This window comes from Mesorhizobium sp. M0618 (assembly GCF_040320765.1).
In the GTDB taxonomy this organism is placed as follows: domain Bacteria; phylum Pseudomonadota; class Alphaproteobacteria; order Rhizobiales; family Rhizobiaceae; genus Mesorhizobium.
In genome coordinates, this window is record NZ_JAMYQH010000043.1 from 14,993 (window position 1) to 28,864 (window position 13,872).

The window sequence follows — 13,872 nt, forward strand, 5'->3', positions numbered from 1 at the left end:
CTAGCCTTGGCGATCGACAGAATCACCCGGGCGCGAACCACCGGTATCTTTGCATGAGCTTTTCTTACTCAATATCGGCCAGTCTGGCGCTAGCCGCCGGTCTTGCCGTCAGCACCGTGGCCTTCGCCGCTTCGCCTGAGCCCGCGGCACCCGCGCCGGCGCCGCCCGCGGGAGCGGACCGGGTTACCAATGCCGTTGCCGAGTTTGCCGGTATCGACAAGATCACCGGCCGCATCATCACCTTCGATGTCTATATCGACGAGACGGTGCAGTTCGGTGCTTTGCAGGTGACGCCGCGCGTCTGCTATTCACGGCCGCAGACCGAAGAGCCGAAGACCGATTCTTTCGTCGAGGTCGACGAGATCACGCTGGACCGCAAGATCCGCCGCATCTTCACCGGCTGGATGTTTGCCGAAAGCCCCGGCCTCAATGCCGTCGAGCATGCCGTCTATGACGTCTGGCTGAAGGCTTGCAAGCAGAAGTCGGATGTGCCGGCGCCCGATGGCGCCAAGGCAGACTCGACCAAAGCCGAGGCGCCCAAGCCCGCCGCGGCCAAACCGAAAGCCGCGACCGCTCCGGACGTGACAGAGCCTGGCGTGACGGAGCCGGACGCTTCGGAACCCGATACCACCGACACCAACTGATCCCCCGGAACCGTCCTGGCCACCATACGTTGGGGCACGGATGAGCGCGCATTTATGCGCAGGGAGGATCTTCCGATGTCAGACAGCAAGCGGATCACGGCCGGCAAGGCAGAGTTGCTGGAACTCGAAAAGGGATTCTGGACGGGCGACGCGGCCTACTATGCGGCCAATGCCGACACCGAATGCCTGGTGGCGTTTCCGCAGATGGCACAGGCGATGGACAATGCGGATCTCGCCAAGACCGCAACCAAGCCCAACCGTTGGCGCGACCTGAAAATCGACCTCAAGGGTATTATCGAGCCGGGCAGCGACATCATCATGCTGACCTACGAGGCACATGCGACACGCGAGAACGGCGAACCTTACGCCGCGCTGGTCAGCACCGGCTATGTCCATCGCGTCAACGGCTGGAAGATGATGTTCCATTCGCAGACGCCATTGGAAGCCGCCACTGGGAAGTAGGCTCAATCTTCAGGGATAGAATTGGGCGTCAGGGATAGAATACGGCCTCGCCCTTCAGCGCGTCGGCCAGCATCTTTTCATATTTGCCGCGCGGCACGTCGACGGCGCCGAAGCGCTTGAGGTGCTCGGTGGTGAACTGCGTATCGAGCAGCGCGAATCCGCGTGCCTTCAAGCGCTCCACGAGATAGAAAAGGCAGGTCTTGGAAGCGTCCGTCTCCCTGGCGAACATGCTCTCACCAAAAAACACCCGGCCGAGCGACACGCCATAGAGGCCACCGACCAGCCGGTCCTCGCGCCACGCTTCGACCGAGTGACAATGGCCTATGCGATGCAGTTCGACATAGGCTTCGCGGATCGGCGCATTGATCCAGGTCGAGCGCCGTTCCACCCGCTTCTCGGCGCAACCGTCGATCGTGGCTTCGAAATCGAAATCGAAACGGATGTCGAAGGGGTTCTTCTTGATCGTTTTCCTCAGGCTCTTCGGCGCGTGAAAACCATCGAGCGGAATGATGCCGCGCGTCTCCGGCCGCACCCAGAACACCTCCGGGTCGCCGGCACTTTCTGCCATTGGGAAGACGCCTGAGGCGTAGGCCTTGAGCAGCAGGTCGGTGGGGATGCGATAGCCGGGCGCGTAGGGGCGGGTCATCGCGTCTCCGCGCTACTCTTCCTTGGCCAGATATTTTTCCAGCCAGTGGATGTCATAATCGCCATTGGCGATGTCGGCATTGCCGACGAGATCGCGAAACAGCGGCAGCGTCGTCTTGATACCGTCGACGACGAACTCGTCCAGCGCGCGGCGCAGGCGCATCATGCACTCGACGCGATTACGCCCATGCACGATCAGCTTGCCGATCAGGCTGTCATAGTAGGGCGGGATCTTGTAGCCGGAATAGACGCCGGAATCGACACGGATGCCCAGGCCGCCCGGTGTGTGGAAATGGGTGATCGTGCCCGGCGAGGGGGTGAAGGTGCGCGGGTCCTCGGCGTTGATGCGGCATTCGATGGCGTGGCCGTTGAACTTGATGTCCTCCTGCTTCACCGAGAGGCCGCCACCGGAGGCGACGCGGATCTGCTCATGCACGAGATCGATGCCGGTGATCGCTTCCGTCACCGGATGCTCGACCTGCAGGCGCGTGTTCATCTCGATGAAGTAGAACTCGCCATTCTCGTAGAGGAACTCGATCGTACCGGCGCCGGAATAGCCGAGATCGGCGATGGCCTTGGCGCAGATGCCGCCGATGCGGGCGCGCTCTTCGGCATTGAGGGCGGGCGAGGGCGCCTCTTCCCAGACCTTCTGGTGGCGGCGCTGCAAGGAACAGTCGCGCTCGCCGAAATGCACGCCGCGGCCAAAGCCGTCACCGAACACCTGCACCTCGATATGGCGCGGCTTTTCCAGGTATTTTTCGATATAAACGGCATCGTCGCCGAATGCGGCACCGGCTTCCGTGCTCGCCGTCTGCAGGGCGATCTCCAGGTCAGCCTCGGTGAGGGCGACCTTCATGCCGCGACCGCCACCGCCGGCCGATGCCTTGATGATCACGGGATAGCCGATTTCGGAGGCAATGCGCCTGGCTTCCTTCTGGTCGGTGACGGCGCCGTCCGAACCGGGCACAACCGGAATGCCGAGGCGCTTGGCGGTTCGCTTGGCCTCGATCTTGTCGCCCATGATGCGGATATGGTCGCCGGACGGACCGATGAAGGTGATGTTGTGCGCGGCCAGTATGTCGGCGAACTTGGCGTTCTCCGACAGGAAGCCGTAGCCCGGATGCACGGCGTCGGCGCCGGTGATTTCGCAGGCCGCAACGATCTGATGGATGTTGAGATAGCTGTCGCGCGATGGCGGCGGACCGATGCAGACGCTCTCGTCCGCGAGCCGCACATGCATGGCGTCGGCATCGGCGGTCGAATGCACCACCACCGTCTGGATGCCGAGTTCCTTGCAGGCGCGCAGCACCCGGAGGGCGATTTCGCCGCGATTGGCGATGAGGATCTTCTGAAACATCAGGCCCGCTCTACTCGATCACGACGAGCGGCATGCCATATTCGACCGGCTGCGAATCCTCGAAAAGGATCGCGGTCACCGTGCCGGCGCGTGGCGAGGGGATCTGGTTCATCGTCTTCATTGCTTCGATGATCAGCAGCGTCTGGCCTTCCTTGACCTTCTGGCCGACTTCGATGAATGCCTTGGCGTCCGGCGACGGCGCCAGGTAGGCTGTGCCGACCATCGGCGAGGTGACTGCGTTCTTGGAAATATCTGCCACAACGGGCAGAGCTACGGAGGCAGCTTGCGCTGCTGCCGGCGCATAGGCCTGCTGCGGCGCTGCGATTGCATGAACAGCTGGCGCCTGCCGCGAGACCCGCACCTTCAGGTCGCCCAGTTCAACCTCGATCTCGGTGAGGTTGGTGTCGTTCAGTATGCCCGCCAGATCGCGGATCAGTTGCTGGTCAACACCGGTCTTCTTTATCGACATTTTCGAGCCTTCTGTTTGTTGGCCGGTCATAGGCGTGCGGCCAGCGCCTGTAGCGCCAGCGTATAGCCGAGCGGCCCAAAGCCACAGATCATGCCGACGGCGACCGGCGCGACCATGGAGACGTGGCGGAATGGTTCCCGCGCATGGATGTTGGAAAGATGAACTTCGGCCACCGGCAACGGTGCGACGGCGCGGATGGCGTCGTGGATGGCAATCGAGGTGTGGCTGTAGGCGCCCGGATTGATGACGATGCCGACAGCCTTGTCGCCGGCTTCCTGAATCCAGTCGACAAGGTCGCCCTCATGGTTCGACTGGCGGAAATCGATCTCGAACCCCAGCGCCGTGCCTGCCTGCTTGCAGTCGTCGGCGATCGCTGCAAGCGTCTTGCCGCCATAGATGCCCGGCTCGCGCTTGCCGAGCGCGTTGAGATTGGGACCGTTCAGGACGAAAACCGTTTTCAAAAAGCCGACCTTTCCCGGCGCCGTCATCAAGCCGGCGCGCTGGGCCCTCTATAATGGGCATAGCCGCCCGCGGAAAGAGCGCAAGTGCGTTCTTTCACTGTCCACAACAGGCGGAAATGTGCCCGTGAGAAATAGCTGGCGAGCAAGATCAGAGCGCGGCCTTCGCCGCCTCGATCTTTTCAGCCAGCACTTCCTGCCCGAGCGCCCCGAACACCACCTCGTTGCCGACGACATAGGACGGCGTTCCGGTGATCGCCAGCTTGTTGGCAAGATCGTAGGTCTTGGCGAGGGCCTCGTTGATTGTCGGGTCCTTCATCTTCTCGCGCAGCGCCGCTTCGTCGGCGCCGAGCGATAGCGCGACCTTCATGGCCGCCGCCTCGGTGGCGCGTCCCTGGCCGCCGAGCAACGCATTGTGGAACTCGCCGTACTTTTCCGGGTGCATCAGGTGGAAGGCCATCGAAACCACGCTCGCCTTCTGCGAATCCGGTCCGAGGATGGGGAATTCCTTGAGCACGAAACGCAGGTCCGGATCGGTCTTGGTCAACGCCTGCATGTCGTCGATGGCGCGTTTGCAGAAGCCGCAATTGTAATCGTAGAACTCGACGATGGTGACCTTGCCGTTCGGATTGCCGACGACGCCGTCGAAGGCGGAGTTGAAGATCTGGTCCTTGGCATCCTTGATCACGCCGAGATGAGCGATGCGCTGCTCTTCCTTCTGCTTGGCCTCAAGCGCATCCTGAACCTCCAGGAGGACTTCCGGGTTTTTCAACAAATAGTCGCGGATGATGCCTTCAACCTCGGTGCGGTCGATCTTGGTATCGGCCGCGGCCGTCTCGACCGGCTGCGCGGTACCGGCCCTGGCGATCTGCGGGTTTCCGGCAACGAATCCGAAAGCCAGCATGGCCAGGGCGACCGCAACCCCCGTGGTGCCCATGAGCAGTGCCTTTTTCATCGTTCCTGTTCCTTCTACCTGTTTTCCGGTCTGGCTATGTCGTGGCGCGCGACCGGAAGGTTCACTTGATCTTGGTTGACGGCCTGTAGTTTATGATATCCTGGGCGCGAAGCCAGCGCGGCTCGCCGCGTTTCATCTGCTGTTGCGCCCGCATGGCGAAAATCTTCGCATCCTTGTAGTTGCCGGAATAGAAATGGCTTTCGGCGGTGGCAAGTTCAGCGCCCGGTATGTCGCCCAACTCGCCATAGGCCTGTGCCAGATAGCGATATCCGGCTGAATTTTCCTTGTCGCGACCGAGGCCATTGTTGATCTGCACGACGGCTTTTTTGAGGGAGTCGGGCGTGCCGACGGCCATCAGCGCCTGGCCCACGGACACCGGCAGCAGACCGGACCGAGCCGAATCGAGGCTGACCGCCTTGGCGTAAGCGTCCGCAGCTTCCTTGGGTTTGTTTGCTTTCATCAGGATGTCGCCGCGCAGTTCCTGGAAGTAGGCATTTTTCGGCTGCGCTTTGATCAGTGCATTGGTCTTGGCGAGAGCGGCGGCGATGTTGCCGAACAGGTAGGTCGACTGGGCGTCGCCGTACTGCGCGGCGAGGGTTCCTTGCATCTTTCGCATCAGCCGCGACGCGGCCGCCTGGCCTTCCATGTAGACGGCGATCTTCACCCGCATCATGTCATGGCGCTGCTGCAGCGCGGGCGGGTCCGGCCTGTCGACATTGGGGTCCTGTTTCACCAGCACTTCGAGATTGGCGATGCGGTCCTGCGGCATTGGATGGCTGATCCGATACGGATCGACCTGGGCGCCCGAAAGCGAAAGTGCGGTCTGGAAGCGGCGGAATGTCTTCAGCATGCCCATGCCGGACTGGCCGGTGGCGTTGAGATAAGTGATCGCCGAGCGGTCGGCCGTCATCTCCTCGGTGCGCTGGTAGGCGAGGATGCTGCGCTGTGCCATCTCGCCGCCGCCGGCGGCCACGCCCATGCCAGCGCCGGCGAGACCGCGGCTGCTGGTTGTGGCACCGGCGACAATGGCGCCGGCGCCAAGCAATGTCGCGATAACGGCCATCGTCTTGGCTCGTTCAAGCTGGTCGCGCAGCTTCTGCTGGTGGCCGCCGGCGATATGGCCGGCTTCGTGCGCGATGACGCCGATGATCTCGTTGGGCGTTTCAGCCGTCATCAGCGCGCCGGTGTTGATGAACAGCCGGCGCCCGGTGACGAAGGCGTTGAAACTCTGGTCGTTGACCAGAACGATGTCGATGCCGTCATTCGCCAGGCCGGCCGCCCTGAAGATCGGCCGCGCGTAATCGCGCACCAGCGCCTCGATCTCGGCGTCCCGCACCACCGGCACGTTCTGGGCGAAAGCGCTGACCGAACTCGCCATTGCAACGGCAACGCCAAGCGAAAGCGTCGCGAAGACGCGCGCTGCCTGGGCAATCGTCGATCTGGGTCGGCTCAACATGATGGCTCCACTGGTAGACGAGCGGGCGAAAGATGAAAAGTCGGCGCCGGAAACTTCCTCAACTTGTGATCCTCACATCAATCGGGCATTTGTGCGGCACATGCGCCAGTGCCTGGCGCCGTCAGTCATCGGGAATACTGGTTAAATGGTCGTTTCGCTCTCACGTCGTGGCAATGTCGAGCCCTTCCATGCGATGGACATTCTGGCAGAGGCAAACCGGCTGAAGTCCCAGGGCGTGCCGGTTGTTTCGATGGCCGTCGGCCAGCCTTCCGACCCCGCACCGGTTCTGGTTCGCGCGGCCGCAGCCAAGGCCTTGCAGGAGGGACGCATCGGCTACACCGACGCGCTGGGACTGGCAGGTTTGCGCAAGGCGATCGCCGGACACTACGCCGATCACTACGGGCTTGATATCGAGCCCGGCCGGATCGCGGTGACCACTGGATCGTCGGCCGCCTTCAACCTCGCCTTCCTGGCGATGTTCGATCCGGGCGACCGCGTCGCCATCGCGGCGCCCGGCTACCCCGCCTATCGCAACATCATGGCCGCACTCGGCATCGACGTGGTCGAGATCGAGCTCGGCGACGCCGCCTACCTGCATGCCGGCCATCTGGAGACCGCGCATCGTGAAAAGCCGCTGAAAGGCGTTCTCTTCGCCAGTCCGGCCAATCCCACCGGCGCGGTCATACCGGCCGATGAACTGGCGGTTCTGGTGAGGACGGCACAAGAGCTCGGCATCGCCGTCATCTCCGACGAAATCTATCACCGGCTGGCCTATGCCGCCCCCGACACCACGGCGCTTGCCTATGGCGGCGATGTGACGGTGATCAACTCCTTCTCCAAATATTACTGCATGACCGGCTGGCGCATCGGCTGGATGGTGCTGCCGCAAGACCTGGTGCGGCCGGTCGAGCGCGTCGCCCAGAGCCTCTACATCTCGCCGCCGGAGCTGTCGCAGATCGCCGCGATCGAGGCGTTCAGGGCGACCGAGGAACTGGAAGCGGTCAAGGGTCGCTATGCCTGGAATCGCGAGCTCTTGATGAAACGCCTGCCGGAGCTCGGCTTTCCGCTGGCGGCGCCCATGGACGGCGCCTTTTATGCCTTCTGTGACGTCACCAGGCATACCAATGACAGCATGGCCTTCGCGCGAAAGATGCTGGCCGAGGCGCATGTCGCGGCAACACCCGGCCAAGACTTCGACACTCAGGCCGGGCACCGCACGATGCGTTTCTCCTACGCCGGCAGCCACGACGACATGATCGAGGCGATGGCGCGCCTCGAACGCTGGTTGAGGTAGCGCCATGCCGGAACTCGAACAGGCCCTCAGACTTGATCAGGCCCACAAACTTGATCAGGCCTCCAAACTTGACCAGGCATTGGCCGAAGTCGCTGCCGAAATGGCCGATCGCACCGATCGCGGTGATGTCGCTTCCTACATTCCGCAGTTGGGCAAGGTCGATCCGAAGAAATTCGGCATCGCAGCGGTCACCAATGACGGCCACGTGCTGACGGCGGGGGACGCCGACCAGGCCTTTTCCATCCAGAGCATCTCGAAAGTCTTCACCCTGACACTGGCGCTCGGCAATGTCGGCGACGCGCTGTGGCAGCGGGTCGGGCGCGAACCGTCAGGCAATCCGTTCAACTCGATCGTGCAGCTCGAGCATGAGAACGGCATTCCGCGCAATCCGTTCATCAATGCCGGCGCCATCGTCATTTCCGACATCCTGCTTGCCGGCCACCAGCCGCGCGAGGCGATCGGCGAGATCCTGCGCTTCATCCAGTTCCTGGCCGACGACGAGACCATTATCATCGACCGCGAGGTCGCAGCATCCGAACGGGCCACCGGCTATCGCAACTTCGCGCTCGCCAACTACATGAAATCCTTCGGCAATCTCCACCATGCGCCGGAACTGGCGCTGGGCGTCTACTTCCACCACTGCGCCATCGCCATGAGTTGCCGGCAACTGGCGCTCGCCGGCCGCTTCCTCGCCAATGGCGGCAAGAACCCGGCGACCGGGCATTCCGTGGTGTCGGCCGAGCGGGCACGCCGCATCGGCGCCATGATGCTGACCTGCGGCCATTATGACGGCTCCGGCGATTTCGCCTTCCGCGTCGGCATTCCCGGCAAGAGCGGCGTCGGCGGCGGCATATTGGGCATCGTGCCGGGCGTGGCCTCGCTTGCCGTCTGGTCGCCGGGCCTCAATGCCAACGGCAATTCCAAGCTGGGGTCGATCGCGCTGGAAAAGCTGGCCAGGATGATGAACTGGTCGATCTTCGCGCCGTGATGCATGTCGCCCAAAAGTGCGCAGCGGTTTTGGGACAACGACATGCTTGGAATCAAAGAAGCGTTTTAGCCTTTCGCGATCCGGCATAACGCCAGATAAGAAAATCCCGCGCCGTCTTCGAGACGGCGCGGGATTTTTGTCAGAGAACTAGCTCATGCGATTGAAAGGCTTAGAAAAAGCCCTTCCGCTGCCACCATCCGCCGCGTTTCGGCTTGTCCTCGGTCTTGTCCTCAGCCTTGGCCGCGGGTTCTTCCGCTACGGTCGAAGACACCACCGGCTCGACCGGCGCATTCACCGCCGCCGGCTTGCGCCGCGACGGGCGGGCCTTCGGCGCCTTCTCGACAGCCACCGCCTCGTCGGACGCAGTGGCCGGCGTCTCGACCTGTGCTTCCGCCTCGGCAGCCGGCTCTTCGGCGACGATTTCGGCCGCGGCCTTCTTCGGCTTGGCGGCACGACGTGGCTTCTTCGGCTTCTCCGTGCTCGGCGCGTCGTCATTGGCCGGAGCAAGCGCCGCCGGCTCTTCGGCTGGTGCAGCAATGACCGGCTCGCTGGCGATCACCTCGGTTGCCGAGACTTCGCCTTCGGACGCGTCGGCTGCTTCGCCAGCACTTGCCTCGGCCTCGCCTTCACCGTCTTCGCGGCGGTTGCGCTTGCCGCCGCGCTTGCCGCGCCGGCGCTTTTTGCCTTGGCCTTCGTCCGAAGCCTCAACTGCCTCGGACGTTTCGGCAACACCAACAGGGGCGTTGTCGTCCGTTTCCGTGTCGCCATCGCTGACGGCCGAGTCCGAGTCCGAAAACTCACCGGCCGGAGCCGAGACGGAAGCGCCGTCCGCAGGGGCGCCATGTTCGCGATCGCGATCCTTGCCGCCGCGCCGACGCCGACGCTTGCGGCGCTTGCGGTCGCGGCCTTCGCCTTCCTCGCCACCGGCGGCAGCAGGTCGGGGTTGTTGCTGCGGCTGCTGGCGTGGCTGTTCGGCCTGCACCGGCGCCTCGTCGTCTTCCTCGACGACGGCAATCTCGTCCTCGGGCTCTTCCGGCTCGACATAGGCCGGGAAGCTGCGCGCCTCGACGAAGCCTTCCGGCTTTTCAGCCAGCGCGCCGCGGAAGATCGCATAGTGCTGCGAACCGACCGAATCGTCGGCCTCGACGGTGATCGTCAGCCCGAAGCGGCTTTCGAGTTCCACCAGCGTGCCGCGCTTGTGGTTGAGCACGTAGAGTGCGGTCGCCGCCGGCGTCCGTACCGTGATGTGGCTGCGCGAATCCTTGAGCAGGAATTCCTCGATCGCCCGCACCACCATCAGCGCGACCGACGAATCGGAGCGCACATGGCCGGTGCCGCCACAATGCGGGCAGGGCTTCATGGTCGATTCCAGCACGCTGGCGCGGATGCGCTGGCGGGACATCTCCATCAGGCCGAAATGCGAGATGCGGCCGACCTGGATGCGCGCACGATCGTTCTTGAGGTGATCCTTCAACCGCTTCTCGACGGAGCGGTTGTTGCGGTTCTCCTCCATGTCGATGAAGTCGATGACGATCAGGCCGGCAAGATCGCGCAGCCTGAGCTGACGCGCGACTTCCTCGGCCGCTTCCAGATTGGTGTGGAGCGCGGTGTCCTCGATCGAGTGCTCCTTGGTGGAACGGCCCGAATTGACGTCGATGGCAACCAGCGCTTCGGTCTGGTTGATGATGATGTAGCCGCCGCTCTTCAGCGTCACCTGCGGCTGCAGCATGCGGTCTAGCTGTGCCTCGATGCCGTTGCGCACAAAGATCGGCGTCGTGTCGCGGAACGGCTGAACCACCTTGGCGTGGCTCGGCATCAGCATACGCATGAAGTCCTTGGCCTCGCGATAGCCTTCCTCGCCGGAGACAAGAATCTCGTCGATATCCTTGTTGTAGAGGTCGCGCACCGAGCGCTTGATCAGGCTGCCTTCCTCATAGACCAGGGCAGGGGCCGTGGACTGCAAGGTGAGATTGCGGACATTTTCCCAAAGCCGCATCAGATATTCGTAGTCGCGCTTGATCTCTGCCTTGGTGCGGCTCTCGCCGGCGGTGCGCAGGATGACGCCCATGCCCTGCGGCACTTCGAGATCGGCAACGACCTCCTTGAGGCGCTTGCGGTCGACCGCGCTGGTGATCTTGCGCGAAATGCCGCCGCCACGCGCCGTGTTCGGCATCAGCACCGAATAGCGGCCGGCAAGCGACAGGTAGGTGGTCAGTGCCGCACCCTTGTTGCCGCGCTCTTCCTTGACGACCTGCACCAAGAGGATCTGCCGGCGCTTGATCACTTCCTGGATCTTGTACTGGCGGCGCACCGGCTTGCGGCGGTTGCGCACTTCCTCCAGCGCATCCTCGGCGCCGACCGATTCGACCTCGTGATCATCTGGATGCGAGGACTGCACTTCTTCCAGCATGCCGCGATCATTGTCGCCGGAGGTCGCTTCGCTGCCTTGTTCGGCCTGCGGAACGGCTTCGGAAATCACATCGGCCTCGACCGAGGCGGCGATCGACGTCGGGCCGCCTTCGCGGGTTTCGCCTTCGTCCTGCTCGGCGGAATCCTCGCCATGTTCGGACGCATCGGCTTGTTCGGACGTATCGGCCGCATGTTCGATGATCTCGGACGTGTGCGAGATCTCTTCGAAACCAGCGTCGGCCCCTTCTTCTGCCTCGTCGGCAGCGTCGTTTGCCTCGCCGGAATCGGCAGCATCGCGCTTGTGCTCGCCCCGGTCGCGGGGTTTGCCGCCGCGCCTGCGACCGCGCCGTCCGCGATCGCGGCTCTGACGGTCATCGCCGTCGCCGTCCTCGTTCTCCTCGTCCTCGGCCTCCTGCGCTTCCGCGCGTAGCAGTGCCTGACGATCGGCGACCGGAATCTGGTAGTAATCGGGGTGAATTTCACTGAAGGCGAGAAAACCGTGACGGTTGCCGCCATATTCGACAAAGGCTGCCTGAAGGGAGGGCTCTACGCGCGTTACGCGGGCTAGGTAGATGTTTCCTTTGAGCTGCTTCTTGTCCTGGGATTCAAAGTCGAATTCTTCAATACGGTTACCGCGTACGACGACAACGCGTGTTTCCTCCGGGTGGGAGGCGTCTATCAGCATTTTGTTGGGCATTATTTCGTTTCCCCCCGGCAGCCGTCAGCCGCAGCTTGCGAGGCAAAGCCTGCTGCTGCGTGTCTGGAATGTGGGTGCCGGATATTTGAACGTCCGCCGGCCGCCGCTTGAGCGCCATGGCGGTGCCGCCCGCAGCCATAATGGCGCGGTTTGATGCGGACCTTTCCATGATTGCGCTTGAAGCCATCGTCACCAACAGAACCTTTTGAACCAAAGCCCGGATGAACCGGACCAGCTTGTTTGCTCATACAGAGCCGGCGCGGGAACAAACCCGGCCGTTTTCCTCACGCAGGCGATTCCCCCGCCACGGGAGCACGCCTGCGAAATTCGTCGCGATCACCTGAACCCTTTTCGCCTGAAGCGAAAGGAGCCGCCTTTACATCTGACCCTGTAGCAAGAAGCTGCGGAGGAGGGCGGTTCCAGGATTGCAGTGATCCACCATCGCTTTTATGATTTGGCGGGATGGAAGGCAACCCCGATTTCCGATGCCGGCAAAAAGCCGTTCCGTAGCGTAAGCTAGGCTTGCCGCCCTTGCATGAAAAGGCTTGGTTAACCTTCTCTGGATACCAATCGTTAATCGAGTTCGCGGCCTAACCGGCATATGGACGAAATGACCGGGCGCCGGGCGCCAAACCGGGAGCGACTGGAAGAGAGATGGGATTGGCGGACTTCACAGACAAGGGATGTCGTGTCGGCGGCCGGATCCTGGCCGCTTTCGCCCTCTTGCTGCTGCTGGCGGTCTCATCTGCCCTGTCCTCAAATGCCAATGCCGCCGACGCTCCGCTCGTGGCAAAAGGTTACAAGATGGCGGGCGATGCCACCAAGATGCGCATCGTCATGGACTTCGATCGCGAACCCGGTATCAAATGGTTCCTGCTGCGCGGCCCCAACCGTCTTGTCATCGATCTCGCGAATACGAGATTCGCCGTTGATGCCAAGGATTTGAAGGCGCGGGGCCTGGTCAAGAGCGTGCGCCTGGGCGCGCTCGGCGAGGGCGTTTCGCGGCTGGTCCTCACCGGCAAGGGTCCCTTTGCGGTCGACAAGCTCGACCTGCTCAAGAACGAGGACGGACCCGGCTACCGCATTGCCATCGACATGTCGGCGGCATCCGAGCGCGAGTTCGATGTGGCGCTGGCCAATCAGGCGCTGACCACCGGATCGACCGTTTCGACCGACAAGGGAGGGCGGGTCGGCACCGGGCCGGTTTCCAATCCGGGCCATCGGTTCACCGTCGTCATCGATCCCGGCCATGGTGGCATCGACGGCGGTGCCGAGGGCCTGAACGGCACCATCGAGAAGAACGTCACGCTGGCCTTCGCCACGGAGCTGCGGGACAAACTCGCAGCCGTCGGCAATTATGATGTGTTCATGACGCGCGACACAGACGAATTCCTGCGTCTGGACGATCGCGTGCGCATTGCCCGTCAGCATGAGGCCGACCTGCTTATTTCGATCCATGCCGACACGATCAGCGTCAAAGGCATTCGCGGCGCCACCGTCTACACCGTCTCCGACAAGGCTTCGGATCCCGAGGCGCAGGCGCTTGCCGACCGAGAAAACCTCTCCGACCAGTTCGCCGGCATGGAAATCAAGAACGACAACAAGGAAGTCACCGACATCCTGATCGACCTGATCCGCCGCGAAACGCACAATTTCTCGATGAGTTTCGCCCACACGCTGGTCGGCCAGTTGTCGACCAGCGTCGGCCTGATCAACAATCCCCAGCGTTCGGCGGGCTTCAAGGTGCTCAAGGCACCCGACGTGCCGTCAGTGCTGGTCGAACTCGGTTATCTCTCGAACGCCAAGGACGAGGCGCAGTTGCTCAACGCCGACTGGCGCGGCAAGGCGGCCCAGAGCATAACCAACGCCGTCGCGCTGTTCGCGTCGGCCAAGGCCGGACCGGGAACCGGAGGTTGACATGACCGGCGGCGCCTGCAACCAGAGGCGGCGTTGCGCGACGACAACACCCAATGCTTTTATTTCCGGCTCGCGACCGCGAAATCAGGCATTGCCGTATTTTGTCCACATGGCGGCGACA

12 protein-coding genes are annotated in these 13,872 nt (G+C 62.8%); 5 read left to right on the forward strand and 7 right to left on the reverse strand.

Annotated features, from left to right (window positions below; translation table 11 throughout):
- Positions 1-53: 53 nt before the first annotated feature.
- Both NKJ04_RS30655 and NKJ04_RS30660 read left to right on the forward strand, forming a co-directional pair.
- Positions 54-644 carry a DUF2155 domain-containing protein gene (locus NKJ04_RS30655; RefSeq protein ID WP_352609658.1) on the forward strand — a complete coding sequence of 197 codons (591 nt, stop codon included), beginning with the start codon at positions 54-56 and terminating at the stop codon, positions 642-644.
- Positions 645-719: 75 nt separating this feature from the next.
- Entirely contained in the window at positions 720-1,106 is a 387-nt protein-coding gene (locus NKJ04_RS30660; protein ID WP_127291408.1) for a hypothetical protein, read from the forward strand.
- Positions 1,107-1,134: 28 nt separating this feature from the next.
- Here the strand turns inward: NKJ04_RS30660 and aat are convergent, their stop codons facing one another.
- The 6 genes from aat to NKJ04_RS30690 all read right to left on the reverse strand — a co-directional run bounded on the left by aat (position 1,135) and on the right by NKJ04_RS30690 (position 6,446).
- On the reverse strand, positions 1,135-1,752 hold the full coding sequence (gene aat / locus NKJ04_RS30665) for a leucyl/phenylalanyl-tRNA--protein transferase (protein ID WP_023812134.1): 618 nt from the start codon (positions 1,750-1,752) through the stop codon (positions 1,135-1,137).
- 12 nt (positions 1,753-1,764) lie between these two features.
- Positions 1,765-3,108: an acetyl-CoA carboxylase biotin carboxylase subunit gene (accC, locus tag NKJ04_RS30670; protein ID WP_352679390.1), complete on the reverse strand. Its 1,344-nt coding sequence runs from the start codon at positions 3,106-3,108 to the stop codon at positions 1,765-1,767.
- A 10-nt stretch (positions 3,109-3,118) separates the two neighbouring features.
- A complete protein-coding gene (gene accB, locus NKJ04_RS30675) occupies positions 3,119-3,577 on the reverse strand; it encodes an acetyl-CoA carboxylase biotin carboxyl carrier protein (protein WP_023812132.1) in 459 nt (152 codons plus the stop codon).
- Positions 3,578-3,603: 26 nt separating this feature from the next.
- Positions 3,604-4,038 (reverse strand): type II 3-dehydroquinate dehydratase, encoded by a 435-nt coding sequence (gene aroQ / locus NKJ04_RS30680; protein WP_013531359.1) that lies wholly within the window; start codon positions 4,036-4,038, stop codon positions 3,604-3,606.
- A gap of 148 nt (positions 4,039-4,186) precedes the next feature.
- Positions 4,187-4,990 carry a DsbA family protein gene (locus NKJ04_RS30685; RefSeq protein ID WP_352679393.1) on the reverse strand — a complete coding sequence of 268 codons (804 nt, stop codon included), beginning with the start codon at positions 4,988-4,990 and terminating at the stop codon, positions 4,187-4,189.
- Between the two features lie 61 nt (positions 4,991-5,051).
- The gene (locus NKJ04_RS30690; protein ID WP_352439931.1) at positions 5,052-6,446 is read right to left on the reverse strand and encodes a M48 family metalloprotease; all 1,395 of its coding nucleotides are present in this window, start codon (positions 6,444-6,446) and stop codon (positions 5,052-5,054) included.
- 145 nt (positions 6,447-6,591) lie between these two features.
- Between NKJ04_RS30690 and NKJ04_RS30695 the strand changes: the two genes are divergently transcribed.
- Together NKJ04_RS30695 and NKJ04_RS30700 are read left to right on the forward strand one after the other, a co-directional pair.
- Positions 6,592-7,740 carry a pyridoxal phosphate-dependent aminotransferase gene (locus tag NKJ04_RS30695; protein WP_352679394.1) on the forward strand — a complete coding sequence of 383 codons (1,149 nt, stop codon included), beginning with the start codon at positions 6,592-6,594 and terminating at the stop codon, positions 7,738-7,740.
- 4 nt (positions 7,741-7,744) lie between these two features.
- Positions 7,745-8,728, forward strand: a complete 984-nt coding sequence (locus tag NKJ04_RS30700; protein ID WP_352679396.1) for a glutaminase — start codon at positions 7,745-7,747, stop codon at positions 8,726-8,728.
- Between the two features lie 169 nt (positions 8,729-8,897).
- On the opposite strand, the gene NKJ04_RS30705 is transcribed toward NKJ04_RS30700, so the two are convergent.
- Positions 8,898-11,834, reverse strand: coding sequence for a ribonuclease E/G (locus NKJ04_RS30705; protein ID WP_352679398.1), 2,937 nt, complete (start codon positions 11,832-11,834; stop codon positions 8,898-8,900).
- A 654-nt stretch (positions 11,835-12,488) separates the two neighbouring features.
- Here NKJ04_RS30705 and NKJ04_RS30710 point away from each other — a divergent pair.
- Positions 12,489-13,751 (forward strand): N-acetylmuramoyl-L-alanine amidase, encoded by a 1,263-nt coding sequence (locus NKJ04_RS30710; protein ID WP_352609664.1) that lies wholly within the window; start codon positions 12,489-12,491, stop codon positions 13,749-13,751.
- Positions 13,752-13,872: the final 121 nt, after the last annotated feature.

Coding starts and splice junctions, on each gene's coding strand:
- accB (WP_023812132.1), bottom strand. CDS start 3,577: ATGTCGATAAAGAAGACCGGTGTTGACCAGCAACTGATCCGCGATCTG.
- NKJ04_RS30705 (WP_352679398.1), bottom strand. CDS start 11,834: ATGCCCAACAAAATGCTGATAGACGCCTCCCACCCGGAGGAAACACGC.
- NKJ04_RS30710 (WP_352609664.1), top strand. CDS start 12,489: ATGGGATTGGCGGACTTCACAGACAAGGGATGTCGTGTCGGCGGCCGG.
- accC (WP_352679390.1), bottom strand. CDS start 3,108: ATGTTTCAGAAGATCCTCATCGCCAATCGCGGCGAAATCGCCCTCCGG.
- NKJ04_RS30655 (WP_352609658.1), top strand. CDS start 54: ATGAGCTTTTCTTACTCAATATCGGCCAGTCTGGCGCTAGCCGCCGGT.
- NKJ04_RS30660 (WP_127291408.1), top strand. CDS start 720: ATGTCAGACAGCAAGCGGATCACGGCCGGCAAGGCAGAGTTGCTGGAA.
- aat (WP_023812134.1), bottom strand. CDS start 1,752: ATGACCCGCCCCTACGCGCCCGGCTATCGCATCCCCACCGACCTGCTG.
- NKJ04_RS30685 (WP_352679393.1), bottom strand. CDS start 4,990: ATGAAAAAGGCACTGCTCATGGGCACCACGGGGGTTGCGGTCGCCCTG.
- NKJ04_RS30690 (WP_352439931.1), bottom strand. CDS start 6,446: ATGTTGAGCCGACCCAGATCGACGATTGCCCAGGCAGCGCGCGTCTTC.
- NKJ04_RS30695 (WP_352679394.1), top strand. CDS start 6,592: ATGGTCGTTTCGCTCTCACGTCGTGGCAATGTCGAGCCCTTCCATGCG.
- NKJ04_RS30700 (WP_352679396.1), top strand. CDS start 7,745: ATGCCGGAACTCGAACAGGCCCTCAGACTTGATCAGGCCCACAAACTT.